General features: G+C 71.3%; 21 protein-coding genes. 11 read left to right on the top strand and 10 right to left on the bottom strand.

What is annotated here, in order from left to right; all coding sequences use genetic code 11:
• Window positions 1–53 precede the first annotated feature (53 nt).
• Window positions 54–668: a TetR/AcrR family transcriptional regulator gene (locus AB0E62_RS26130; protein WP_362198485.1), complete on the top strand. Its 615-nt coding sequence runs from the start codon at window positions 54–56 to the stop codon at window positions 666–668.
• Between the two features lie 128 nt (window positions 669–796).
• Here AB0E62_RS26130 and AB0E62_RS26125 read toward each other — a convergent pair whose 3' ends face one another.
• The gene (locus tag AB0E62_RS26125) at window positions 797–2,176 is read right to left on the bottom strand and encodes a cation:dicarboxylase symporter family transporter (protein WP_362198483.1); all 1,380 of its coding nucleotides are present in this window, start codon (window positions 2,174–2,176) and stop codon (window positions 797–799) included.
• A 153-nt stretch (window positions 2,177–2,329) separates the two neighbouring features.
• On the opposite strand from AB0E62_RS26125, the gene AB0E62_RS26120 reads away from it, so the two are divergent.
• From AB0E62_RS26120 to AB0E62_RS26095, 6 genes are all read left to right on the top strand, one after another.
• Window positions 2,330–3,964: a sensor histidine kinase gene (locus AB0E62_RS26120; RefSeq protein ID WP_362198480.1), complete on the top strand. Its 1,635-nt coding sequence runs from the start codon at window positions 2,330–2,332 to the stop codon at window positions 3,962–3,964.
• Window positions 3,961–4,653 carry a response regulator gene (locus AB0E62_RS26115; protein WP_362198477.1) on the top strand — a complete coding sequence of 231 codons (693 nt, stop codon included), beginning with the start codon at window positions 3,961–3,963 and terminating at the stop codon, window positions 4,651–4,653. Before AB0E62_RS26120 ends, AB0E62_RS26115 begins: the two co-directional genes overlap by 4 nt.
• A gap of 968 nt (window positions 4,654–5,621) precedes the next feature.
• Entirely contained in the window at window positions 5,622–6,995 is a 1,374-nt protein-coding gene (locus AB0E62_RS26110) for an extracellular solute-binding protein (RefSeq protein WP_362198474.1), read from the top strand.
• Window positions 6,992–7,855, top strand: a complete 864-nt coding sequence (locus AB0E62_RS26105; protein ID WP_362198471.1) for a sugar ABC transporter permease — start codon at window positions 6,992–6,994, stop codon at window positions 7,853–7,855. The genes AB0E62_RS26110 and AB0E62_RS26105 overlap by 4 nt, the downstream gene beginning before the upstream one ends.
• Window positions 7,855–8,682, top strand: a complete 828-nt coding sequence (locus AB0E62_RS26100; RefSeq protein WP_362198468.1) for a carbohydrate ABC transporter permease — start codon at window positions 7,855–7,857, stop codon at window positions 8,680–8,682. Before AB0E62_RS26105 ends, AB0E62_RS26100 begins: the two co-directional genes overlap by 1 nt.
• Window positions 8,683–8,808: 126 nt before the next feature.
• Window positions 8,809–9,516: an XRE family transcriptional regulator gene (locus AB0E62_RS26095; protein WP_362198465.1), complete on the top strand. Its 708-nt coding sequence runs from the start codon at window positions 8,809–8,811 to the stop codon at window positions 9,514–9,516.
• A gap of 19 nt (window positions 9,517–9,535) precedes the next feature.
• Here AB0E62_RS26095 and AB0E62_RS26090 read toward each other — a convergent pair whose 3' ends face one another.
• The gene (locus AB0E62_RS26090; protein ID WP_030790176.1) at window positions 9,536–10,561 is read right to left on the bottom strand and encodes an ATP-dependent 6-phosphofructokinase; all 1,026 of its coding nucleotides are present in this window, start codon (window positions 10,559–10,561) and stop codon (window positions 9,536–9,538) included.
• A 193-nt stretch (window positions 10,562–10,754) separates the two neighbouring features.
• On the opposite strand from AB0E62_RS26090, the gene pta reads away from it, so the two are divergent.
• The 3 genes from pta to pyk all read left to right on the top strand — a co-directional run bounded on the left by pta (window position 10,755) and on the right by pyk (window position 15,571).
• The gene (pta, locus tag AB0E62_RS26085; RefSeq protein ID WP_362198462.1) at window positions 10,755–12,851 is read left to right on the top strand and encodes a phosphate acetyltransferase; all 2,097 of its coding nucleotides are present in this window, start codon (window positions 10,755–10,757) and stop codon (window positions 12,849–12,851) included.
• Window positions 12,848–14,059 carry an acetate kinase gene (locus AB0E62_RS26080; protein WP_362198459.1) on the top strand — a complete coding sequence of 404 codons (1,212 nt, stop codon included), beginning with the start codon at window positions 12,848–12,850 and terminating at the stop codon, window positions 14,057–14,059. The genes pta and AB0E62_RS26080 overlap by 4 nt, the downstream gene beginning before the upstream one ends.
• 84 nt (window positions 14,060–14,143) lie before the next feature.
• Complete coding sequence (gene pyk / locus AB0E62_RS26075) at window positions 14,144–15,571, top strand: pyruvate kinase (protein ID WP_362198456.1); 1,428 nt, start codon at window positions 14,144–14,146, stop codon at window positions 15,569–15,571.
• A gap of 63 nt (window positions 15,572–15,634) precedes the next feature.
• Here the strand turns inward: pyk and AB0E62_RS26070 are convergent, their stop codons facing one another.
• From AB0E62_RS26070 to AB0E62_RS26050, 5 genes are all read right to left on the bottom strand, one after another.
• The gene (locus tag AB0E62_RS26070) at window positions 15,635–15,937 is read right to left on the bottom strand and encodes a hypothetical protein (RefSeq protein WP_362198453.1); all 303 of its coding nucleotides are present in this window, start codon (window positions 15,935–15,937) and stop codon (window positions 15,635–15,637) included.
• Between the two features lie 51 nt (window positions 15,938–15,988).
• Window positions 15,989–17,386, bottom strand: coding sequence for a hypothetical protein (locus AB0E62_RS26065; protein ID WP_362198450.1), 1,398 nt, complete (start codon window positions 17,384–17,386; stop codon window positions 15,989–15,991).
• 94 nt (window positions 17,387–17,480) lie between these two features.
• Entirely contained in the window at window positions 17,481–18,035 is a 555-nt protein-coding gene (locus tag AB0E62_RS26060) for a DUF6114 domain-containing protein (RefSeq protein WP_362198447.1), read from the bottom strand.
• 116 nt (window positions 18,036–18,151) lie between these two features.
• On the bottom strand, window positions 18,152–18,808 hold the full coding sequence (locus tag AB0E62_RS26055) for a DUF6230 family protein (RefSeq protein ID WP_362198444.1): 657 nt from the start codon (window positions 18,806–18,808) through the stop codon (window positions 18,152–18,154).
• Between the two features lie 625 nt (window positions 18,809–19,433).
• The gene (locus tag AB0E62_RS26050; RefSeq protein ID WP_362198441.1) at window positions 19,434–20,405 is read right to left on the bottom strand and encodes a tetratricopeptide repeat protein; all 972 of its coding nucleotides are present in this window, start codon (window positions 20,403–20,405) and stop codon (window positions 19,434–19,436) included.
• A gap of 207 nt (window positions 20,406–20,612) precedes the next feature.
• Between AB0E62_RS26050 and AB0E62_RS26045 the strand changes: the two genes are divergently transcribed.
• Window positions 20,613–21,239 (top strand): TetR/AcrR family transcriptional regulator, encoded by a 627-nt coding sequence (locus AB0E62_RS26045; RefSeq protein WP_362198438.1) that lies wholly within the window; start codon window positions 20,613–20,615, stop codon window positions 21,237–21,239.
• A 77-nt stretch (window positions 21,240–21,316) separates the two neighbouring features.
• On the opposite strand, the gene AB0E62_RS26040 is transcribed toward AB0E62_RS26045, so the two are convergent.
• The 3 genes from AB0E62_RS26040 to AB0E62_RS26030 all read right to left on the bottom strand — a co-directional run bounded on the left by AB0E62_RS26040 (window position 21,317) and on the right by AB0E62_RS26030 (window position 23,983).
• Window positions 21,317–23,017, bottom strand: coding sequence for a methylmalonyl-CoA mutase family protein (locus tag AB0E62_RS26040; protein ID WP_362198435.1), 1,701 nt, complete (start codon window positions 23,015–23,017; stop codon window positions 21,317–21,319).
• Between the two features lie 74 nt (window positions 23,018–23,091).
• Window positions 23,092–23,430 (bottom strand): DUF3817 domain-containing protein, encoded by a 339-nt coding sequence (locus AB0E62_RS26035; protein WP_362198432.1) that lies wholly within the window; start codon window positions 23,428–23,430, stop codon window positions 23,092–23,094.
• 43 nt (window positions 23,431–23,473) lie between these two features.
• The gene (locus AB0E62_RS26030) at window positions 23,474–23,983 is read right to left on the bottom strand and encodes a MarR family transcriptional regulator (protein ID WP_362198429.1); all 510 of its coding nucleotides are present in this window, start codon (window positions 23,981–23,983) and stop codon (window positions 23,474–23,476) included.
• Window positions 23,984–23,987: the final 4 nt, after the last annotated feature.

The following is a 23,987-nucleotide window of genomic DNA, read 5'->3' as shown; positions in this document are numbered from 1 at the left end:
CGACGTTGCACAGTACTGTGCAAGTCCAGTCGGAACGGGGGCGGGAAGGCACAATGACCGCCATGACCACGGGTAACACCAGCCGCGCCGACGCAAACCGGCGCCGCATCCTCGACGTCGCCCTCGCGGAACTGCTGCGCGACCCCGACGCGTCCATGGACCAGATCGCCCGCGCGGCAGGGGTCGTACGACGGACGGTGTACGGCCACTTCCCCAGCCGCGAGGCGCTGATCAGCACGCTCGTCGACGAGGCGGTGCAGGCGCTCGCGGACGCCGACGCGGCGGGCCGGGCGGGGGTGACGGACCCGGCGGAGGCGGTGGCCCGGTCGGTGCTCGCGGTCTGGCAGACGGCGGACCGCTACCGGTTGCTGATCGCGCTGGCCCAGCGGACGGTCACCGTCCAGGGCATCCGCGACCGCCTCGCCCCCCTGCGCGAGGCGAAGGTACGCCTGCTCCAGCGCGGGCTGGACACGGGCGTCTTCCGCTCGCCGCTGCCCGCGCCCGCGCTGGCGTACGTCCACGAGCAGATGCTGTTCGCCCTGATGGAGGCGGTGAACGACGGCCTCCTGGCAGCGGCGGAGGCGGGCCGCTCGGCCACGGTCGCCGTCCTGACCGCGGCGGGCGTACCCGCCTCACGGGCCGCGGAACTGGTGGCCGAGGTGGCGTAGGCGTGTCCCGGGCCGCGCGGGAGAAGCGACGTGGACCATCAAAAAAGCCGGCCGGCCGGCCCCGGTTCAGGCGGGGCCGGACGGCCGGAGCGGGAGGGCGCCGGACAGGGCGCGGGCCGTGCCGGCGGTCAGGCCTTGACCAGCCCCTCCTTCGGAGCCGACGGAGTCTCGTCCGTCACGGACCGCCCCTCGTCCAGCAGCGTGGTCTCGTCGAACGGCACCTGACCGGCCAGCACGGCCCGCACCCGCTCCTTGTCGATCTCCTTGGTCCACGTCCCGACGAGCACCGTCGCCACCGCGTTCCCCGCGAAGTTCGTCAGCGCCCGTGCCTCGCTCATGAACCGGTCGATGCCCACGATCAGCCCGACGCCGTCCACCAGGGCCGGCTTGTGCGACTGGAGGCCGCCGGCCAGCGTGGCGAGGCCCGCGCCGCTGACCCCGGCCGCGCCCTTGGACGCCAGCAGCAGGAACAGCAGCAGCGGGATCTGCTCGCCGACCGACATCGGCGTGCCCAGCGCGTCCGCGATGTACAGCGACGCCATGGTCATGTAGATCATCGTGCCGTCGAGGTTGAAGGAGTAGCCCGTCGGCACGGTGATGCCGACCACCGGCCGGCTGACGCCCAGGTGCTCCATCTTCGCGATCAGCCGGGGCAGCGCGGACTCCGACGAGGACGTGGACAGGATCAGCAGGAACTCGCGGGCGAGGTACTTGAACAGGGAGAAGACGTTCAGCCCAGCGAAGATCCGCAGCAGCGCGCCGAGCACCAGGAAGACGAACAGGAAGCAGGTGACGTAGAAGCCCAGCATCAGCACGGCGAGGCTCTTGAGCGCGTCGACACCGGCCGAGCCGACCACCGCCGCGATCGCGCCGAACGCACCGGCCGGCGCGGCCCACATCACCATCGACAGGATGCGGAAGACGAGCCGCTGGAGGTGCTCGATGCCGCGCAGCACCGGCTGCCCGGCCGGGCCCATGGCCTGGAGCGCGAACCCGGCGAGCAGCGCCACCAGCAGCGTCTGGAGCACCTCGCCCTGGGTGAACGCGGACACGAAGGTGTTCGGGATGATCGACAGCACGAAGTCCACCGGCGGCAGCGCGTCGCTCTCCACCTGGGCGTGGCCGCTCCTGCGCAGCGCGTCGGTCAGGTGCAGTCCGTCGCCGGGGTGCAGCACATTGCCGACCACCAGACCGATGGCGAGCGCGACCAGGGACATCACCAGGAAGTAGCCGAGGGCGATACCGCCGACGGCGCCGACCTTCGCGGCCTTCCGTACCGAACCGATACCGAGCACGATCGTGCAGAAGATGATCGGCGAGATCATCATCTTGATCAGGTTCACAAAGCCGGTGCCCAGCGGCTTCAGCTCCACCGCCGCGTCGGGCCAGATCAGGCCCACGGCGATGCCGAGCGCGACCGCCGCGATCACGGCGATGTACAGGTAATGGGTCCGGTCCCGCGGGGCGCGGGGTGCGGCGGATGCCGTGTCGGCGGGGCTGGCGGCCACGACTGCCCTCCTTGACGTCTTCGTCGGCGAACAACCGGCGTGCGGCTCACGTCCGGGCGTTACGGGGAATGCCGTGACTATCTCCCGGCGGGTGAGGGGGGTCACCCTTCCGTTCATTTAGTTCACGATCGGACGAAGAGGCACACTGCTCCCATGCGTCTGCCCGCCCTCCCCCGGCCCCGCAGCCTGGCCGGCCAGCTGTTCGCCATGCAGGCCGTGCTGATCGCGGTGGTCGTGGCCGGGTACGCGCTGTTCACCTATGTCAGCGACCGGGGGCAGGCCGAGGAGTCCGCCGCCCGGCAGGCCACGGCCGTCGCCCGGACGGTCGCCGACGCCCCCTCGGTCCGCACGGCCGTCCGCGCCCCGGACCCCACGGACCGGCTGGAGCCGTACGCCCTCCAGGTCGCCCGGGACGCCAATGTCGACTTCGTGACGATCATGGACCCGTCGGGCATCCGCTGGACCCACCCGGACCGCGCCCAGATCGGCAGGCGCTTCCTCGGCACCATCGGCCCCGCCCTGCACGGCCGCACCTTCACCGAGACCTACACCGGCACGCTCGGCCCGTCCGTCCGCGCGGTGACCCCGGTCACGGACGGCGGCCGGGTCGTCGGGCTGGTCAGCGCCGGCATCAAGGTGGAGACGATCAGCGCCCGGGTCCAGGACCAGGTCACGGCGCTGCTCGCCGTGGCCGGCGGGACGCTGGTGCTGGGCGCGGTCGGCACCTATGTGATCAACGCCCGGCTGCGCCGCCACACCCACGGCATGAACGCCGGCGAGCTGAGCCGGATGCACGACTATCACCAGGCGGCGCTGCACGCGGTCCGGGAGGGGCTGCTGATGCTGGACGGCCGGTACCGCATCGCCCTGGTCAACGACGGCGGCCGGGAGCTGCTGGGCCTCGGCGGCACCCCGGACGCGGAGCTGATCGGCCGCTCGGTGGCCGGTCTCGGCCTGCCCGCCCCGCTGACCGGCGCCCTGCTGTCCGCCGAGCCCCGGGTGGACGAGGTGCACCTGACGGCGTCCCGCGTGCTGGTGGTGAACACCTCCCCGGTGACCGGGGGCGAGCGCCGGGGCACGGTCGTCACGCTCCGGGACGTGACCGAACTCCAGTCCCTGATGGGCGAGCTGGACTCCGAGCGGGGCTTCACACAGGCGCTGCGCTCCCAGGCGCACGAGGCCGCGAACCGGCTGCACACGGTCGTCTCGCTGATCGAGCTGGGCCGGGCCGAGGAGGCGGTGGAGTTCGCCACGGCCGAGCTGGAGCTGGCGCAGGCCCTCACCGACCAGGTGGTGGCGGCGGTGGGCGAGCCGGTGCTGGCCGCGCTGCTGCTGGGCAAGACGGCCCAGGCGCACGAGCGGGGCGTGGAGCTGGTGGTCTCGCCGGACAGCCGCCTGGACGACGGCCTGCTGCCGGACAGCCTGCCCGCGCGTGACCTGGTGACCGTCCTCGGCAACCTGATCGACAACGCGGTGGACGCGGCCCAGGGCAGCGCGCGGGCGCGGGTGACCGTGACGGCGTACGCTTCGGGCACCGGACTGGTGCTCCGCGTGTCGGACACCGGACCCGGTGTCGACCCCGCCCTGGCCCACCTGGTGTTCCAGCGGGGATTCTCCACCAAGCCGGCCGGGCCCGGCGGGCGGGGGCTCGGGCTGGCCCTGGTCCGGCAGGCGGTGACCCGCCACGAGGGCACGCTGACGGTGACGGAGTCCGGCGAGGACGGCGGGGGCGGAGCGGTGTTCGAGGTGCGGTTGCCGTTGCGCGCGGCCCTGGGCGGCGCCGGATGACGGAGGAACGGCAGCCCATCCGCGTCCTCGTCGTCGAGGACGACCCGGTGGCCGCCGACGCGCACGTGATGTACGTCGGCCGGGTGCCCGGGTTCGTCGCGGTCGGGAAGGCGCACACGGGCGCGGAGGCCCGGCGGATCCTGGACCGCACTCCGGTGGACCTGCTGCTGCTCGACCTGCACCTGCCGGACCTGCACGGACTGCACCTGGCCCGGTCGCTGCGGGCGTGCGGGCACCCGGCCGACGTGATCGCGGTGACCTCGGCGCGGGACCTGGCGGTGGTGCGGGAGGGCGTCTCGCTGGGCGTCGTCCAGTACGTGCTGAAACCGTTCACGTTCGCGACGCTGCGGGACCGGCTGGTGCGCTACGCCGAGTTCCACGCGGCGGTGGGCGAGGCGAGCGGCCAGGACGAGGTGGACCGGGCCCTGGCGGCCCTGCGCGCCCCGACACCGGCGGCCCTGCCGAAGGGCCTGAGCGCACCGACGCTGGAACGGGTGACGGGCGCGCTGCGGGAGGCACCGGAGGGGCTCACGGCGACCGGACTGGCCGAGACGGTGGGCATCTCCCGGATCACCGCACGGCGGTACCTGGAGCATCTGGTGGACACGGGCAGGGCGGGACGGAGCCCGCTGTACGGGCAGGTGGGCCGGCCCGAACTGGTGTACCGGTGGGTTCCCCAGGGACGGTGACGCACGAACTCCGGACACCGACGCGGTCGCCCACCCCACCCCGCACGACACGGCGTGACGCACGGCGCGTTCGGCGGGCCGCACACTCCCGCGCGCCGAGGGCGTCCTCGCAGTCCTGGTGGACCCACCGGACGGTCGGACACCGGCAGGGGCCGCGCAGGCAGCGATGCGCATGCCGCACAAGCCGACACCCGACGGACCGGAAACCCGACGCGGTCACCCACCCCACCCCCGCACCACACAGCGTGACGCACGGCGCGTTCGGCAGGCCGCACACTCCCGCGCGCCGAGGGCGTCCTCGCAGTCCTGGTGGACCCACCGGACGGTCGGACACCGGCAGGGGCCGCGCAGGCAGCGATGCGCATGCCGCACAAGCCGACACCCGACGGACCGGAAACCCGACACGGTCACCCACCCCACCCCCGCACGACACGGCGTGACGCGCGGCGCGTTCGGCGGGCCGCACACTCCCGCGCGCCGAGGGCGTCCTCGCAGTCCTGGTGGACCCACCGGACGGTCGGACACCCGCACGGGCCGCGCAGGCAGCGATGCGCATGCCGCACAAGCCGACACCCGACGGACCGGAAACCCGACGCGGTCACCCACCCCACCCCCGCACGACACGGCGTGACGCACGGCGCGTTCGGCGGGCCGGAGGTGCCGGACGTCCGGAGGTGTTCCGAACCGGTCGCCGCGGGTGACATCGTCCTCACCGGTGCCGCCCGGGCGCGACCGCTCCGGCTTCCGGTACGGCACCCCGCGCGGCCCGGCGCCGGCAAGCGGGGCACCGGGCGGGCCGGAGGCCGGCAGGGCGCCTCCACGGACCCCTCCGGCACGGTCACGCGCCGCACCCGTCCGCGGGGCCCGGCGCGCTATCACCCCGCAGACGCATTGACCTGACCGGACCAGCGCTCTTACCTTCACACGGCAGTCATCTCCGCGCCACCCCCACGTGCGCTCAGGAGGTCATGCCCGTGCGCCCCACCGCCGCCCTCTCCGCGCTCCTCGCCGCCGCCCTCTCCGTCACCGCGCTCGCCGCCTGCGACAGCGGCTCCGGCCGCGGCCCGGACACGATCAAGGTGTCGTACAAGCAGTCCACCGACAACTCCGTCAAGGTGGCGGACACCTACCTGGCCGCCGTAAGGAAGCAGTTCGAGCGCGAACACCCCGGCAAGAAGGTGGAGTTCGTGCCGATCAAGGCGCCGGACGCGGAGTACTACACCAAGCTCCAGCAGATGCTGCGCTCCCCGCGCACCGCCCCGGACCTGGTCTACGAGGACACCTTCCTCATCAACTCCGACATCACCAGCGGGTACTTGAAGCCGCTCGACGCCTATCTGGCCGCGTGGCCGGACTGGAAGCGGTTCCTCGGCAGCGCGAAGGCGGCGGCGCGGGGCCGGGACGGGAAGACGTACGGGGTGCCGGACGGCACGGACACGCGCGGACTCTGGTTCGACAGGCGGGTGTTCGCGAAGGCGGGCCTGCCCACGCACTGGCAGCCGCGGACCTGGGACGACGTCCTGGCCGCCGCCCGCACCATCAAGCGGAAGGTCCCCGGGGTGATCCCGCTCAACGTCTACACCGGCAAGCCGGCGGGCGAACGGTCCACCATGCAGACGTTCGAGATGCTCCTGTACGGCACGGGCGACGGCTCCTCGGATCCGCTGTACGACGACGCCACGGGGAAGTGGGTCGTCGGGTCCCGGGCCTTCAAGGACGCGCTGGCCTTCGTGGAGACCGTCTACCGGGAGAAGCTCGGCCCCGACGTCTCCGACGCCCTCGACCCCAACTTCAACACCACCGTCAGCGGCGAACTGCTCCCCCAGGGCAAGCTCGGCATCGCCCTCGACGGTTCCTGGCTGCCGCTGTCCTGGCTGCCGGGCAGCGGGCACACCTGGCCCGACTGGCCGAAGCGGCTGGGCCTGGCCGCCATGCCCACCCAGCACGGCCAGGCACCGGGCAGGGTGAGCATGTCCGGCGGCTGGACCTGGGCCGTCCCGGCGAAGGCGGCCAACCCCGGCCTCGCCTTCGAGTTCGTCAAGACGCTCCAGACGAAGGACAACGCCCGCACGTGGTACATCGCCAACTCCGGGATCGCCGTGCGCGAGGACGTCGCCGCCGACCCCGCCTACACCGGCGCCCAGCCCGGCATCGAGTTCTTCACCGGCCTGGTGGCCCACACCCACTACCGGCCCGCGTACCCGGCGTACCCGAAGGTGTCGACCGCCGTCCAGGAGGCGATGGAAGGGGTCACGACCGGTGATCTGTCGGTGGCGGAGGCCGCGCGCGGCTACGACGCCACCGTCAAGGACGTCACCGGCGGCCGAGTGGTCCGCAGGTGAGGCGCGGACACCGGGTCGTCCGGGCCCTCCCGCTCGGTCCCGCGCTGGTCCTGCTGCTGCTCTTCCTCGCCGGGCCGATCCTCTACTGCGTCTGGATCGCGTTCACCGACCTCCAGCTGACCGGCCAGGCCCACTCCTCCTTCACCGGACTCGCCAACTTCCGCCGCGCCTTCCGGGACGACGCGTTCCTGAACGCCGTGTGGCTGACCCTGGTGTTCACCGTGCTGTCCTCGCTCGTCGGGCAGAACACCCTCGGGCTCGCGCTGGCCGCGCTGATGAAGCGCGCCTCGAAACCCGCCCGCACCCTGACCGGCGGGGTGGTGATCACCGCGTGGGTGCTGCCGGAGGTGGTGGCCGGGTTCCTGCTGTACGCGTTCTTCCGCCGCGAGGGCACGCTGAACGCGGTCCTGGACCAGCTGCATCTGCCCCGGCAGAACTGGCTGTTCACGCTGCCCATACTCGCCGTGTCCTTCGCCAACGTCTGGCGCGGCACGGCGTTCTCCATGCTCGTGTACTCCGCCGCGCTGGACGAGATCCCCGCCGAGATCACCGAGGCCGCCGAGGTGGACGGGGCCGGCGGATGGCGGCGGCTGTGGCACATCACGCTGCCGATGATCCGGCGCTCCATCGGCACCAACCTGATGCTCAACACCCTCCAGACGCTCTCCGTCTTCGGGCTGATCTGGGTGATGACCCGGGGCGGGCCCGGCGGGCACAGCCAGACGCTGCCCCTGTTCATGTACGAACAGGCCTTCCAGAACAGCATGATCGGCTACGGCACGGCGGTCGCCCTGCTCCTGCTGCTGGTCGGCTCCCTGTTCTCCGTGGTCTATCTGCGGCTGCTGCGGACGGAGGTCTGATGCCCCGCCGACGCGCCACCCGCCGGATCGCCGCCGATCTCGCGCTGCTCGCCATGGCCGCCGCCTTCGCGCTGCCGCTGGCCTGGGTGCTGCTGTCCGCCGTGGACCCGGGCGCCGGCCTGCGGGTCCGCGTCCCGGACGGGCTCACCCTGGACAACTTCCGCGCGGTCCTCACCCCGGAGATCACCTACACCCCGCTGCTCAACAGCCTGCTGCTGTGCGGGGGCGGCACGGCGCTGACCGTCGGCTGCGCCGCCCTCGCCGCGTATCCGCTGTCCCGGTTCCCCTCCCGGCTGAACCGGCCGTTCCTGCTGACCATCCTGTTCGCGACGAGCCTGCCCATCACGGCGATCATGGTGCCGGTGTACGCCCTGTTCGTCCGGGTGAATCTGATCGACACCCTCCAGGGCACCGTCTTCTTCTTCGCCGCCTCGCAACTCCCTTTCGCCATCTGGCTGATGAAGAACTTCATGGACGGCGTGCCGAGGGAGCTGGAGGAGGCGGCCTGGACGGACGGGGCCTCGGCCGCGCAGTCCCTGGTGCGGATCGTGCTGCCGCTGATGGGACCGGGCCTGGCGGTGGTGACCGTGTTCTCGTTCGTGATGATGTGGGGGAACTTCTTCGTCCCGTTCATGCTGCTGCTCAGCCCGGACCGGATGCCGGCCTCGGTGAGCGTCAACGACTTCTTCGGCAACCGGGGCATGGTGGCCTACGGCCAGCTGGCCGCGTTCTCCGTGCTCTACTCGACGCCCGTGATCCTGCTGTACGTGCTGGTGGCCCGGCGGCTGGGCGGCGGGTTCGCGCTGGGCGGGGCGGTGAAGGGGTGACCCGGCGACCGGGGTGACACCGGATGCCGGGGCACGCGGGGTGATCACCCCGTACGTTCCTACGATCCGTGATCTCGGCGGAACCGACCGTGGTCAGCGTCCCGCCGCGCCCCTACGTTGTGCGGGGTGCGCACACCCTCAGCCCAGCCGAACCCCCCGGCTCTCCCGTTCGACGCCCCGGCCGCCCGCAGGCTCCGCGCCGCGCTCGGCATGGGGCCCGAGCACGTCGCCCACGGGATGCGTGTCTCGTACGGACTGTCGTACGTCACCCCCGATCTAGTGATCGCCTGGGAGCGCGGCACGGTCGCCCCCGCCAACCCCGAACTCACCGCGCTGGCGGGCGTGCTGTGGTGTTCGCCGGGCGAGCTGCTCGGCCGGCCGCGGACCCTGCGCGAGCATCGCATCGCCCGGTCCGTGGCGCCCGAGGACGTCGCCCACGCCGTCGGCATGGAGCTGCGCGCGTATCTGCGGGCGGAGGAGAGCGGGGTGTGGCGGGGCAACGAGCGCCAGTCGGCAGCGCTCGCCCGCGTCCTGGACCTGGCGCTGCCCGACTTCGTCGCCGTCACCGGCCGCGAGGCGAAACTGGCCGAGCTGCTGCGCAGCGCGGTGACGACCCGCTGGCAGGCGTACGTACGGCCCGTACTGAAGCTCGTCCCCCTGGACCGGGGCGTCCTGGAGCCGGTCCTGCAGGAGCTGCACCAGGACTACCAGGGGCACATGGCCGCCACCCTCAGCTGGGGCGGCGGCAGCCGGAGCGCCAGCGAGCCGGGGCAGCGCTTCCTGGACGCGATCGTGGAGGCCTTCTGGCGGTCCGTGCCGGACCGGACCGCCTGACCTGCGGCTCCCGCGAGACCTAGAAGACCGACTCGGCCTCGTCCATGCGGTCCTTCGGTACCGTCTTCAGCTCGGTGACGGCCTCCGCGAGCGGCACCATCACGATGTCGGTGCCGCGCAGCGCGGTCATCCGGCCGAACTCGCCGCGGTGCGCGGCCTCGACGGCGTGCCAGCCGAAGCGGGTGGCGAGGACCCGGTCGTAGGCGGTGGGGACGCCGCCGCGCTGGACATGGCCGAGGATGACCGGCTTGGCCTCCTTGCCGAGGCGCCGCTCCAGCTCGTAGGCGAGGGCGGTGCCGATGCCCTGGAAGCGCTCGTGGCCGTACTGGTCGATCTCGCCCTTGCCGTAGTCCATGGTGCCCTCGGCGGGGTGGGCGCCCTCGGCGACGCAGATGACGGCGAACTTCTTGCCTCGGGCGAACCGCTCCTCGACCATCTTGACCAGGTCGGCGGGGTCGAAGGGCCGCTCGGGCAGGCAGATGCCGTGGGCGCCGGCGGCCATGCCGGACTCCAGGGCGATCCAGCCGGCGTGCCGGCCCATGACCTCGACGACCATCACCCGCTGGTGGGACTCGGCGGTGGTCTTCAGCCGGTCCATCGCCTCGGTGGCCACGCCCACGGCCGTGTCGAAGCCGAAGGTGCGGTCGGTGGAGGAGATGTCGTTGTCGATGGTCTTCGGTACGCCGACGACCGGCAGGCCCGCGTCGGAGAGCATGCGGGCCGCGGTGAGGGTGCCCTCGCCGCCGATCGGGATCAGCGCGTCGATGCCGAACTCCTCGACCATGTCGGCGGCGCCCTCGCAGGCCTCCCGCAGCCGGTCGCGCTCCAGCCGGGAGGAGCCGAGAATGGTGCCGCCGCGGGCCAGGATGCCGCTGACCGCGTCCAGGTCGAGCGGGCGGTAGTGGCGGTCCAGCAGACCGCGGTAACCGTCCTCGAAGCCGATGACCTCGTCCCCGTACTGTGCGACCGCCCGGTGCACGACCGAGCGGATCACGGCGTTCAGGCCGGGGCAGTCGCCGCCTGCGGTGAGAACTCCGATACGCATCGTGCTGTGTCTCCTGCTCGCTGTCGTGTGCCGGTGAGCCAGTGCCGATTCTTTCACGTCCGCCGGAGCGGTGAAGTCCTGACGGGCGCCTTATCCGTCAGCGGGGGTATTGTCAAGAGGGTTCGGCTCACCTCGGTGGGCGATTTTTATGCCGTAGAGGCGACAGAAGCGACACGAGGAACGGAGTGGACACGTGACGCGCAGCGTGTACGTGACCGGGATCGACCGCGGTGACGGCCGCCAGGTCGTGGAGCTGGGGGTCATGGAACTCCTCACCCGGCAGGTCGACCGGGTGGGTGTCTTCCGTCCGCTCGTGCACGACGGACCCGATCGGCTGTTCGAGCTGCTGCGGGCCCGGTACCGCCTCGCGCAGGACCCGGCGACCGTCTACGGCATGGACTACCACGAGGCGTCCGCCCTCCAGGCCGAGCAGGGCACGGACGAACTGGTCTCCGTCCTCGTCGACCGCTTCCACCTGGTGGCCCGCGACTACGACGTGGTCCTGGTCCTCGGCACCGACTTCGCCGGCACCCAGCTGCCCGACGAGCTGTCCCTCAACGCCCGGCTCGCCAACGAGTTCGGCGCCTCGGTCATCCCGGTGGTGGGCGGCCGCAAGCAGACCGCCGAGTCGGTGCTGGCCGAGACCCGCAACGCCTACCGCGCCTACGACGGGCTCGGCTGCGACGTGCTCGCCATGGTCGCCAACCGGGTGGCCCGCGAGGACCGCGACAAGATCGCCGAACGGCTGGCGGACCGGCTGCCGGTGCCCTGCTACGTGGTCCCGGACGAGCCCGCGCTCTCCGCGCCCACGGTCGCGCAGATAGCCCAGACCCTGGGCGCCAAGGTGCTGCTCGGCGACGACTCCGGCCTCGCCCGGGACGCGATGAACTTCGTCTTCGGCGGCGCCATGCTGCCCAACCTGCTGGGCGCCCTGACCCCGGGCTGCCTGGTGGTCACCCCCGGCGACCGGGCCGACCTGGTCATCGGGTCGCTGGCCGCGCACAGCGCCGGCACCCCGCCGATCGCCGGTGTGCTGCTGACGCTCAACGAGGTGCCGCGCGACGAGATCCTCACCCTGGCCGCCCGGCTCGCCCCGGGCACCCCGGTGCTGTCGGTGTCCGGCAACAGCTTCCCCACCGCCGAGCAGCTGTTCTCCCTGGAGGGCAAGCTGAACGCGGCCACCCCGCGCAAGGCGGAGACCGCCCTCGGCCTGTTCGAGCGCCACGCCGACACCGCCGAGCTGGCCCGCCGGGTCTCGGCGCCGAGCAGCGACCGGGTCACCCCGATGATGTTCGAGCACAAGCTGCTGGAGCAGGCCCGCTCCGACAAGCGGCGGGTGGTGCTCCCGGAGGGCACCGAGGAGCGGGTGCTGCACGCGGCCGAGGTGCTGCTGCGCCGGGGCGTGTGCGACCTGACGCTGCTCGGCCCCGAGGACCGGATCCGCAAGAAGGCCGCGGACCTCGGCATCGACCTCGGCGACACCCAGCTGATCGACCCGGCCGCCTCCGGGCTGCGCGACTCCTTCGCCGAGAAGTACGCGGCCCTGCGCGCCCACAAGGGCGTCACCGTCGAGCTGGCCTACGACGTCGTCTCCGACGTGAACTACTTCGGCACCCTGATGGTCCAGGAGGGCCTGGCCGACGGCATGGTCTCCGGCTCGGTGCACTCCACCGCCGCCACCATCCGGCCCGCCTTCGAGATCATCAAGACCCGGCCGGACGCCTCCATCGTCTCGTCGGTGTTCTTCATGTGCCTGGCCGACAAGGTGCTCGTCTACGGCGACTGCGCGGTCAACCCGGACCCGGACGCCGAGCAGCTCGCCGACATCGCCATCCAGTCGGCGGCCACGGCGGCCCGGTTCGGCGTGGAGCCGCGGATCGCGATGCTGTCGTACTCCACCGGCACCTCCGGGTCGGGCGCCGACGTGGACAAGGTGCGCGAGGCCACCGAGCTGGCCCGCTCGCGCCGGCCGGACCTGAAGATCGAGGGCCCGATCCAGTACGACGCGGCCGTGGAGCCCTCCGTCGCGGCGACCAAGCTGCCCGACTCGGACGTGGCCGGACAGGCGACGGTGCTGATCTTCCCGGACCTCAACACGGGCAACAACACCTACAAGGCCGTGCAGCGCTCGGCCGGCGCGATCGCCGTCGGCCCGGTCCTCCAGGGCCTGCGCAAGCCGGTCAACGACCTGTCCCGCGGCGCCCTCGTCCAGGACATCGTCAACACGGTCGCCATCACGGCGATCCAGGCCCAGACCCCCATCCCGACCGAGAAGGCGTCCCAGCAGTGACCTCCCCCACCCGTGTCCTCGTCCTCAACTCCGGCTCGTCCTCGCTGAAGTACCAGCTGCTGGACATGCGGGACAGCAGCCGGCTCGCGGTGGGCCTCGTCGAGCGCATCGGCGAGCAGACCTCCCGGATCGAGCACACCTGCCTCGCCGGCGGCGGCACCCGCGAGCACACCGGCCCCATCGCCGACCACGAGGCCGCGCTCAAGGCGGTCGCCGAGGAGCTGAGCCGCGACGGCCTCGGCCTGGACTCCCCCGAACTGGCCGCCATCGGGCACCGGGTGGTGCACGGCGGGATGTTCTTCACCGAGCCCACCGTCATCGACGACGAGGTGCTCACCGAGATCGAGCGGCTGATCCCGGTCGCCCCGCTGCACAACCCGGCCAACCTCACCGGCATCCGCACCGCCCGGGCGCTCCGCCCCGACCTGCCCCAGGTCGCCGTCTTCGACACCGCGTTCCACACGACGATGCCGGAGTCCGCGGCGCGCTACGCCATCGACCCGAAGATCGCCGACCGCCACCGGATCCGCCGCTACGGCTTCCACGGCACCTCGCACGCCTACGTCTCCCGCGAGACCGCGCGGCTGCTGGGCAAGGACCCGCGCGAGGTCAACGTGATCGTGCTGCACCTGGGCAACGGCGCCTCCGCCTCCGCGGTGGAAAAGGGCCGCTGCGTGGACACCTCCATGGGACTGACGCCCTTGGAGGGGCTGGTCATGGGTACGCGGTCCGGTGATCTGGACCCGGCGGTCATCTTTCATTTGGCCCGGGTCGGCGATATGTCCATGGACGAGATCGACGCTCTTCTCAACAAGAGGAGCGGTCTGTTCGGTCTGTGCGGGGACAACGACATGCGGGAGATCCGCCGCCGGATCGACGAGGGCGACGAAGAGGCCGCGCTCGCCTTCGACATTTACATTCACCGGATCAAGAAGTACATCGGCGCCTATTACGCGGTGCTCGGCACCGTGGACGCGGTGGCCTTCACCGCCGGGGTCGGCGAGAACGCGGCACCGGTGCGGGAGGCGGCGGTCGCGGGCCTGGAGGGCCTGGGGCTGGCGGTCGACCCGGAGCGCAACGCCGTGCGCGGGGGCGGGGCGCGGCTGATTTCGCCCGAATCCGCCCGGGTGGCGGTCGCCGTGGTGCCGACGGATGAAGAACTGGAGATCGCGACGCAGACCTACGCACTGGTCGGAAAGAACGACTGAATAGCACCTGAGCGGTGTGGCACTCATTTGTATCTTCCGCCAGACGGAATATTCCGTAGCGAAACAAACCGATAGGATCGCCCCATGCGCCGTTCGAAAATCGTCTGTACTCTCGGCCCCGCGGTCGACTCCCACGAGATGCTCGTCGCCATGATCGAGGCGGGCATGAACGTAGCCCGCTTCAACTTCAGCCACGGCACCCACGCCGAGCACCAGGCGCGGTACGACCGCGTCCGGGCCGCCTCCAAGGAGACCGGCCGCCCCATCGGCGTCCTCGCCGACCTCCAGGGCCCGAAGATCCGTCTGGAGACCTTCGCCGAGGGTCCGGTCGAGCTCGAGCGCGGTGACGAGTTCGTCATCACGACCGAGGACGTGCCCGGCGACAAGCACATCTGCGGCACGACGTACAAGGGGCTGCCGGGCGACGTCTCGCGCGGCGACCAGGTCCTGATCAACGACGGCAACGTCGAGCTGAAGGTCCTGGACGTCGAGGGCCCGCGGGTGCGGACGATCGTCATCGAGGGCGGTGTCGTCTCCGACCACAAGGGCATCAACCTGCCCGGCGCGGCCGTCAACGTGCCCGCGCTGAGCGAGAAGGACGTCGAGGACCTGCGCTTCGCCCTCCGCATGGGCTGCGACATGGTCGCGCTGTCCTTCGTCCGGGACGCCAAGGACGTCCAGGACGTGCACCGCGTCATGGACGAGGAGGGCCGCCGCGTCCCCGTCATCGCCAAGGTGGAGAAGCCGCAGGCGGTGGAGAACATGGAGGACGTCGTCGCGGCGTTCGACGCCGTGATGGTCGCCCGCGGTGACCTCGCCGTCGAGTACCCGCTCGAGAAGGTCCCGATGGTGCAGAAGCGCCTGATCGAGCTGTGCCGGCGCAACGCCAAGCCGGTGATCGTCGCGACCCAGATGATGGAGTCGATGATCACCAACTCGCGGCCGACCCGCGCCGAGGCCTCGGACGTGGCCAACGCGATCCTGGACGGCGCCGACGCGGTCATGCTGTCGGCCGAGTCCTCGGTGGGCGCGTACCCGATCGAGACGGTCAAGACCATGTCGAAGATCGTCGCCGCGGCCGAGCAGGAGCTGCTGTCCAAGGGGCTCCAGCCGCTGGTGCCGGGCAAGAAGCCGCGCACCCAGGGCGGTTCGGTGGCCCGCGCGGCCTGCGAGATCGCCGACTTCCTCGGCGGCAAGGGCCTGATCGCGTTCACCAAGTCCGGTGACACCGCGCGCCGGCTCTCCCGCTACCGCGCCACCCAGCCGATCGTCGCCTTCACCACGGACGAGTCGACCCGCAACCAGCTCACCCTGAGCTGGGGCGTCGAGTCCCACGTCGTGCCGTTCGTGAACACCACGGACGAGATGGTCGACCTGGTGGACCAGGAGGTCGCCAAGCTGGGCCGGTTCGACGCGGGCGACACCGTGATCATCACCGCCGGTTCGCCCCCCGGCGTCCCCGGCACCACCAACATGATCCGCGTCCACCACCTGGGCGACCAGAGCAGCTGACCCACCGCACACACCGAGGGCGCCCCCCTGCGACAGGGGCGCCCTCGCTGTCTCCCGACGCTGTCAGACCTCGGCCACCGCCTGCGCGACGGCGTGCGCCAGGGTGTCGAAGTCAGCCCGGTAGAAGCCCAGCCGGATGTGGAACGGCTCCTCGGCGAACACACCGCCGGGCACCAGGAACATGGTGGGCGCGGCGGTCAGCGCGCTGTGCACCATGCGCAGTTCCCGCGGGGTCAGCCGGACGTCGCGTGACACGGTGTCCGGTCCCGCCAGGCGCTCCAGGAGTGCGTCGACCGCCTCCCGTCCCGCGCCGAGCAACAGGAACGCGTCGCCGTCGCGCGTCAGCTTCAGCCGTGTTCTCACCATCGTTCCTCCCGACCGCTGCCGCCGGGGCCGCCCGGCGGCTTGTGCGACCGCTCAGTCGGTCGTGTACACGCGCATGCCGGGGATGTGCAGATCGCCGCCGAACTGGGCCGCCTGGACCACCTTGACGTGGGTGAAGTAGATCGTCGGGATGTTCAGCGGCGGCGGGCTGTCGGGGCTGAAGGTCACCGGCAGCAGCCCGAACAGGTTCCCGGAGATGCTCTCGGTGTACATCACCGTGTCACCGCCGGTGATGGTGGACTTCGAACCCTTGGCGGCCTGGACGTGGTACGTCTTGTCCGCCTGCTTGTCCTTGACCGTCTGGTGCAGGTCCCCGATCTCGGTGCCCTTGGAGATGACGTACTTCAGCACCTTCTTCGTGGTGCCGTTCGCCCGCCTCACCTCCACGACGCCCTGGTAGTCGGCGCCCTTGAGGAGCAGGGAACTGGCGTCCAGGTACCAGGGGTCGTCCGCCACCGCCACCGCGTTGTCGACGCCGCCCTCGTGGTCCGTGGCCGCCGGGCAGTCCTCGGCGGAGGCGGACTCGCTCCCGGACGGGCTCGGTGTGTCCGAGGGAGTGGACGAGGGGCTGGGCGTGGGACTGGAGGACGGGCTGGACGACGGGCTGGAGGACGGGCTGGACGACGGGGTCGGGGTCGCGTCCCCGGCCGGTCCGCCGGTGCCGTCCTCCCCGGTCTTCGTACCGGTGCCGGTGGTGGTGTCGTCGGCCTTCCCGCCCGTGTCCCCGGCGGTCTTCCCACCGGCGCCGGAATCCTCGGCCTCCGGCGACCGGGACTCCGTCGGGGTCGGGTCCGGGGCCTCCGGCGAGGTACCGGTGCCCGTGTCCGCGCCCGTGTCCTTGCCGCCCGTGAGGATGTCACCGATCGTGTCGCCGATGGTGTCCAGGATGTTCCCGTCCCGGGTCTTCTCCGGCGCGTCCGTGTCACCGCCGGAGCCCGAACCCGGGCCGGCCGCACCGGAGTCGGAGGCGGCGGAACCGGAACCCGTTCCGGCCGCACCGGGGGTGTCCGCGTCCGGCACGGCGGAAGGGGAGTCGGAGGCCGCGGTCGGGGTGGGCGTGGCCTCGTCGTCGGAACCTGAATCCGGCGAAGAGGTGCCTTCCTTCTCCCGCGTCTTCCCGCTCTCGCTCCCTTTTCCGCTCCCGGTGGTCTTCGACGGCGACGGCGACCCGGACGCGCTCTCGGAGGCGGACGGCGACGGCGACTGAGAGGGGTCCTTGTCCTTGTCCTTGTCCTTGTCCTCGTCCAGCGCCTTGACGCAGGCCTCGTACTCCTCGCGCGTCATGTCCTTGGCCGACGTGGAGGCCGGCGCGGACGGGGACGACGAGGGGTTGCCGTTGTTGTCGGCGAGGGCCAGCGTGGACGTGAGGCCCATGCCCATGAGCACGGCCGTGGGCATCGCCACGGAGGCTATGGCCTTGCCGGCCGGCATGTGGAACCTGGTGAACAGCGGCTTCCTGGGGGCCGCGTGGCGGGGTCCGGTTCTCGCACGGGACCCGTCCGCGTCACTCCCGCGGGTCACCTCGTCAGCCGGCACTGTGCCTCCCGTTCGCCCCGTTGGCCGGGTTCGTTCCTGACAGGTCGTTCGGCTCGTCCAGCCCGTGCACGCGCTGTTCCGGCAGGGGCACGGCGGCGGGGGAGTCCCCGTGGTCCGCCGCCCCGTCCGTCGGCTGCTGCTGCGGAGGGGCGCCCGGCGCCCAGGCGATGGCCATCGCTCCGCCGGTCAGCGAGCACAGGAACCCGACGACGAAGCCGCCGATGTTGGACAACGGGATGGACACCAGCGCCAGCAGGATCGCCGCGACACCCCCGAAGACCCGGATGTGCTGCTGGAACCAGAGGATGAGCCCGAGAGCGATGAGCAGTCCACCGATGATCAGGGAACTGGAGCCGCCGGGCGTTCCGACCGTCATGCTGAGGTGGCCGAGCTGCAGGTGCGCGTACGGGAAGTACAGGATCAGAAAGCCGCCGAACATGACGAGCAGACCGGCCCAGAACGGACGCGTGCCCCGCCAGGCGCGGAACTGCAGCCTCCGGCGGGTGAACTGGCCGGGTGCGGCGGCAGGAGTCTCGGCGCTCATGGAAAACAGCTCCCTGGTGCGGCGTTGCTGTGGTGGTGATGGGGGCCGGTCACGAAGACACGGCCGGAGGGTGGACGGGCGGGGGCGCCACGGCTCCCCCGCCCGTCAGCTCGCGCTCAGTAGCACTCGATGTCCTTGCCGCTGCCCTTCTGCAACGACATGTGCAGTCCGCTGAGCGTGAAGGTTCCGGCGGTGGTCGCCCACGCCGTCTGCCTCACACCGGTCAGGTCCACCGAGTCCGCCTGCTGGGCGAAGCCGAACGGATTGGCCTGCTTGTTCTGGATCTCGGCGTCCTTTATGCGGGCGCCCTTGAGATCCCGTCCGGCGACGCCGATGTCGAGGCCGTTGAACGTGGCGTCCGCCTGCAGGTCCTCGACGTCGATGTACAGGTTCTTCGCGTGAACCTGCTTCTTCTCGTCGGGGCTGTCGCCCGCCTCCAGCCGCAGCGTGACATCGCCGATGATCGGCACCGGGGTGACGACCGACTGGCACATCTTCTGGATCCGGGCCGTCTCGAAGGCCGAGACCGCGACGGGGTGAGACGCCTTGCCGCCGGTGAGGGTGTATCCCTCGTCGATCGCGCCGTACTGCGAGAACCCGGTTCCGTGCAGCGACTGCGCCGTCACCTTGAACGACTGCCCCGACACACTGAACGAAGCCGCGAGAGCGCCCTGCGCGAGGGCGACACCTATCGCGGCTGTAGCGGCCACGCTGGGCACCATGACCACAGCGAACCGCTTCCATCTGGTCCCGCCACGCACCTGGGACTCCATATTTCCTCCTTCTCGGACGTACATCTCCTGGCCCGGACTCGCCCTCGGTCGGCGGCTCTGCCGGGCAGGGATGGGAGAAGTGCTACGTCCTCGGAAAGGAGAGCGCCCGCACTCGGCGGCGCACTACGCGCCCGAATCACCGGCGATCACCCCCGAGCGACAACCACTGGGTCGCGCCTGACACGCATCACGCACAACCTTGCTGGACAGGCTTCGCCGGGGCGGCGAAGACCCCCCTGCCCTGGACCCGGCGCCACTGCCGCCGGCCCCGCTCGGTGGGGACCCCGACTGCCCCGCGACCCGGCCGGCTGCCGGGGTGCGGGAAGGGACCGAGCGTCGCCGATCGTGGTGCATTCTCGGCCTGGACACAAGGGGGTTCGTTACTGGCTAGTAACGGCGAGATAACCGGAATACGTCCGACCGGTCTCGGAGTGCGACGTACGGTCGCATCACTGGGCAGAGCAAAGCCGTTGATCCCTGGACGAATCCAGACAGACCAACGGCCTCGATTTACTCGCAGTAACAGCGGCCGCGATTCCCAAGATTTGGTAAAGCGCGGCCGCCGTGACGCCTTTGCGGCGAATCTTTCACCACGGCCTCACAGCCGTGGCCGGGTCGTGTCCCCTCAGAAAAGGGCACGCGCGAGGGCCCGGCGAGCCCCCACCACCCGCGGGTCCTCCGGGCCCACGACCTCGAACAGCTCCAGCAGCCGGCGCCGTACGGCGTCCCGGTCGTCACCCGCCGTACGCTGCACGGCCTCGATCAACCGGCCGAACGCGTCCTCGACATGACCCCCCACCAGATCCAGGTCGGCGGCGGCGATCTGCGCCTCGGCGTCCTTGGGCCTGTCCGCGGCTTCCTGACGCACCTTCTGCGGGTCCATGCCCTGCACCCGCTGGAGCAACTCGGCCTGTGCGAGGCCCAGCTTGGCCTCCGGGTGGGCCGGGTCGTCGGCCAGCACGTTCCGGTACGCCCGGGCGGCCCCGTCCAGGTCGCCGGCGTCCAGCGCCTGCGCGGCCGCGTTCAGCGCCGCGTCGTAGGGGCCCTCGGCCGGCGCGGCCACCGCCGCACCGCCCGGCTCGGCCTCCGGGTCGACGGTCAGGCCGGTCAGCCCGAAGCGCTGCTCGGCCACCGCCACCAGCTGGTCCAGGGTCTGCCGGATCTGCTGCTCGCCGGCCGCGCCCTGGAACAGCGGGAGCGCCTGGCCCGCGACGACGGCGAACACGGCCGGGATGCCCTGCACCCCGAACTGCTGCATCAGCATCTGGTTGGCGTCGACGTCGATCTTGGCGAGGAGGAAGCGCCCGTTGTACTCGACGGCCAGTCGCTCCAGGACCGGGCTCAGCTGCTTGCAGGGCTGACACCACTCGGCCCAGAAGTCGATGACGACGGGGACTTCGGCGGAGCGCTGCAGGACCTCCTGCTCGAATCCCGCCTCATCGACGTCGATGACGAGATCGGCCGGGGAGACGGCTCCCGTGCCGCCGTGCCGGGCCGCTTCGGCGCGCGCCTGCTCGGCCTTGGCCTTGGCCTCTTGGGCCGCCTTCACCGCGGCGAGGTCGACGACACCGCTCATGGACATGTTCCGTGGCTGCATGCGTCTATCCTCCCCCGAGCCGGCGCCTGAACGAAAAAGCATGGTGCGGCGCCGGGTCCCCACCCGCGCCGTGTGGCCGCCGCCCGTGTACGTCCCTCACGGGCTTTCGCTACGAGTCGTAGCGTAATGCCAAGAGGGCGCCACGCGACACCGCATCCCGGTGATCTCCCTCACGGCGCCCCCGGACCCGCCGGTTATGGTCGGGACATGCAGAGCCGCACCCCCGCCAGCCGTACCGGACGCCCGCGCAGCGCCGCCGCGGACACCGCGATCCTGGCCGCGACCCGGGAGGCTCTGGTCGAACTGGGCTGGTCCAAGCTCACCCTGTCAGACGTCGCGACCCGGGCCGGGGTTGCCAAGACGACGCTGTACCGCCGCTGGGCCGGCAAGAACGAACTGGTCGTGGACGCCGTCGCGGAACTCTTCGACGAACTCGAGGTCCCCGACCTCGGCAGCCTCGCCGCCGACATCGAGGGCGTGGTCCTCCAGTTCGCGGCCATCCTCGCCCGCCCGGAGGCCAGGAGCGGGCTGATGGCGGTGGTCGCCGAGTCCACCCGCGACGACGCGCTGCGCGAACGCATCCGCGCCTCGATCGTGGACCGGCAGCTGCGCCTGGTCCTCCAGGGCCGCGCCCGCGCCCAGTGCCGCGGCGAACTCCCCCCGGAGCCGGACCCGCAGGAGGCCGCCCGCACGGTCGACCTGATCTTCGACATGGTCGCGGGCGCGGTGGTCCACCGCACCCTGGTCAGCGGCAAACCGGCCGACGGGGAGTGGGTCCACAGCTTCATCCGCATCCTCCTGCTGGGCCTGGTGGGAGCGTCCCGGACGCCGTAGCAACGACGGCGCCGCCCGCCGGGACACTCCCCGGCGGGCGGCGCGTCGGCGATGCGGCCGGAGACCGGCCGCTCCGGTCAGAAGCCGGCCGGCTCCGTGTACACCCCCCACTCGTCCCGCAGCACCCCGCAGATCTCGCCCAGGGTGGCCTCGGCGCGTACGGCGTCCAGCATCGGCTCGATCATGTTGGCCCCGGAGCGGGCCGCCGCCAGCATGCCTTCGAGGGCGGCGCGCACGGCCGGCTCGTCGCGGGCGGCCTTGCGCTCGGCGAGGACGCGGACCTGCTCGCGCTCCACCTCGTGACTGACCCGCAGGATCTCCAGGTCCCCGGTCACCGACCCGGTGTGGACGTTGACGCCCACCACCTTCTTGTCACCCTTCTCCAGCGCCTGCTGGTAGCGGAAGGCGGACTCGGCTATCTCGCCGGTGAACCAGCCGTCCTCTATCCCGCGCAGGATCCCGGAGGTGATGGGCCCGATCGGATGACGCCCGTCCGGGTGAGCCCTGAGGCCCCGCTCCTTGATCTGCTCGAATATCTTCTCCGCGTCCGCCTCGATCCGGTCCGTCAGCTGCTCCACGTACCAGGAACCGCCCAGCGGGTCGGCGACATTGGCGACGCCGGTCTCCTCCATCAGCACCTGCTGGGTGCGCAGCGCGATCTCCGCGGCCTGCTCACTGGGCAGCGCCAGGGTCTCGTCCAGGGCGTTGGTGTGCAGCGAGTTGGTCCCGCCGAGCACGGCGGCCAGCGCCTCCACGGCCGTGCGCACCACGTTGTTGTACGGCTGCTGCGCGGTCAGCGACACACCGGCCGTCTGGGTGTGGAAGCGGAGCCACTGCGCCTTGTCGCTCCGCGCCCCGTAGACGTCCCGCATCCACCGCGCCCAGATGCGCCGGGCCGCGCGGAACTTGGCGATCTCCTCGAAGAAGTCCACGTGCGCGTCGAAGAAGAAGGACAGCCCGGGCGCGAAGACGTCCACGTCCAGGCCGCGGCTGAGCCCCAGCTCGACGTACCCGAACCCGTCGGCCAGGGTGTACGCCAGCTCCTGCGCGGCCGTGGCCCCGGCCTCCCGGATGTGGTAGCCGGAGACCGACAGCGGCTTGTACGCGGGGATGCCCGCCGCGCAGTACTCCATCAGGTCGCCGATCAGCCGCAGATGGGGCTCCGGCTGGAACAGCCACTCCTTCTGCGCGATGTACTCCTTGAAGATGTCGGTCTGGAGCGTGCCGTTGAGCACTCGCGGATCGACGCCCTGGCGCTCGGCGGCGACCAGGTACATGCAGAAGACGGGGACGGCCGGGCCGCTGATGGTCATGGAGGTCGTCACGTCCCCCAGCGGGATGTCCTTGAACAGCACCTCCATGTCGGCGGCGGAGTCGATGGCGACCCCGCAGTGCCCGACCTCGCCGAGCGAGCGGGGGTCGTCGGAGTCACGCCCCATGAGCGTCGGCATGTCGAAGGCGACGGACAGCCCTCCGCCGCCCGCCGCGAGGATCATCTTGTAGCGCTCGTTGGTCTGCTCTGCGTTGCCGAAGCCGGCGAACTGGCGGATCGTCCAGGTGCGGCCCCGGTAGCCGGTCGGATGGAGCCCGCGCGTGAAGGGGTACTCCCCGGGCCAGCCGATCCGCTCGAATCCCTCGTACGTGTCACCCGGCCGGGGCCCGTACACCGGCTCCACGGGGTCGCCGGAGAGCGTGGTGAAGTCCGCGTCCCGCTTGCGTGTGGCGTCGTAACGGGCCTGCCAGCGACGGCGGCCTTCCTCGATGGCGTGAGCGTCCATACCCCCGAATTTACTTGGACGTCCTAGTAAATGTCGATGGCAGACCGCCGCACGGCATCCGTACGGCGGTGTCGCTACGCCTCGGCGACGGCCGGGGTCTGCCCGGCGACCTTGGCGTCGAGCTCGCGGCTGATCCTGCGCTCGACGAAGAACGCGGCGGTGGGAATGGTGCCCGCGATCAGCACCCACAGCTGCTTGCCGACCGGCCACTTCGCCTTGGAGCCCAGGTCGAAGGCGAAGACCAGGTAGACCACGTACAGCCAGCCGTGGGCGATGGCGACGACCCGCGTGAAGTCGGCGGCACCGCTCATGTCCAGTCCGTACTTCGCGATCATGCTCAGGCACAGCAGCACCAGCAGGACACCGGTGGTGTAGGCCAGGACGCGGTAGCGGGTCAGCACGCTCTTTTTCATGGAGTCGAGCGTAACCACCCGTTCCGGGAGATCTTGCCCCGGGTCACTCGTCCGTGAAGTCGTGTGCCGCGATCCGCAGGGGGCGGAACATCGCGAAGATCTCGCGGCACTCCTCCGCGTCGTACACCCCGAGCCCGAAGTCCATGGCCATCAGGTCACGGGTGGCCGCGTCGACCACCTCGCGGCCCTTGTCGGTGATGACGGCGAGGGTGCCCCGGCCGTCGTTCGGGTTGGGGCGCTTGGCCACCAGCCCGGACTTCACCAGCCGGTCCACGGTGTTCGTCACGGACGTGGGGTGCACCATCAGCCTCTCGCCGATCTTGGACATCGGCAGCTCGCCGGCCTTGGAGAAGGTGAGCAGCACCAGCGCCTCGTAACGGGCGAACGTCAGCCCGTACGGCTTGACCACCGCGTCGACCTCCGCGAGCAGGATCTGCTGGGCCCGCATGATGGAGGTAATCGCGGCCATGGAGGGCACGTTTCCCCAGCGCTGCTTCCACAGCTGGTCGGCGCGGGCGATGGGGTCGAACGGAAGGCTGAGAGGCTTGGGCACGTCA

This window comes from Streptomyces sp. NPDC038707, assembly GCF_040636485.1.
GTDB lineage: Bacteria > Actinomycetota > Actinomycetes > Streptomycetales > Streptomycetaceae > Streptomyces.
This window is presented reverse-complemented; position numbering and strand designations above follow the sequence as displayed.

What these genes read in the sequence shown, in the direction of transcription:
- AB0E62_RS26045 (WP_362198438.1), top strand. Translation starts at nt 20,613, where the DNA reads ATGCAGAGCCGCACCCCCGCCAGCCGTACCGGACGCCCGCGCAGCGCC.
- AB0E62_RS26060 (WP_362198447.1), bottom strand. Translation starts at nt 18,035, where the DNA reads ATGAGCGCCGAGACTCCTGCCGCCGCACCCGGCCAGTTCACCCGCCGG.
- pyk (WP_362198456.1), top strand. Translation starts at nt 14,144, where the DNA reads ATGCGCCGTTCGAAAATCGTCTGTACTCTCGGCCCCGCGGTCGACTCC.
- AB0E62_RS26055 (WP_362198444.1), bottom strand. Translation starts at nt 18,808, where the DNA reads ATGGAGTCCCAGGTGCGTGGCGGGACCAGATGGAAGCGGTTCGCTGTG.
- AB0E62_RS26040 (WP_362198435.1), bottom strand. Translation starts at nt 23,017, where the DNA reads ATGGACGCTCACGCCATCGAGGAAGGCCGCCGTCGCTGGCAGGCCCGT.
- AB0E62_RS26120 (WP_362198480.1), top strand. Translation starts at nt 2,330, where the DNA reads ATGCGTCTGCCCGCCCTCCCCCGGCCCCGCAGCCTGGCCGGCCAGCTG.
- AB0E62_RS26035 (WP_362198432.1), bottom strand. Translation starts at nt 23,430, where the DNA reads ATGAAAAAGAGCGTGCTGACCCGCTACCGCGTCCTGGCCTACACCACC.
- AB0E62_RS26130 (WP_362198485.1), top strand. Translation starts at nt 54, where the DNA reads ATGACCGCCATGACCACGGGTAACACCAGCCGCGCCGACGCAAACCGG.
- AB0E62_RS26070 (WP_362198453.1), bottom strand. Translation starts at nt 15,937, where the DNA reads ATGGTGAGAACACGGCTGAAGCTGACGCGCGACGGCGACGCGTTCCTG.
- AB0E62_RS26110 (WP_362198474.1), top strand. Translation starts at nt 5,622, where the DNA reads ATGCCCGTGCGCCCCACCGCCGCCCTCTCCGCGCTCCTCGCCGCCGCC.
- AB0E62_RS26090 (WP_030790176.1), bottom strand. Translation starts at nt 10,561, where the DNA reads ATGCGTATCGGAGTTCTCACCGCAGGCGGCGACTGCCCCGGCCTGAAC.
- AB0E62_RS26050 (WP_362198441.1), bottom strand. Translation starts at nt 20,405, where the DNA reads ATGCAGCCACGGAACATGTCCATGAGCGGTGTCGTCGACCTCGCCGCG.
- AB0E62_RS26100 (WP_362198468.1), top strand. Translation starts at nt 7,855, where the DNA reads ATGCCCCGCCGACGCGCCACCCGCCGGATCGCCGCCGATCTCGCGCTG.
- AB0E62_RS26065 (WP_362198450.1), bottom strand. Translation starts at nt 17,386, where the DNA reads ATGCCGGCCGGCAAGGCCATAGCCTCCGTGGCGATGCCCACGGCCGTG.
- AB0E62_RS26115 (WP_362198477.1), top strand. Translation starts at nt 3,961, where the DNA reads ATGACGGAGGAACGGCAGCCCATCCGCGTCCTCGTCGTCGAGGACGAC.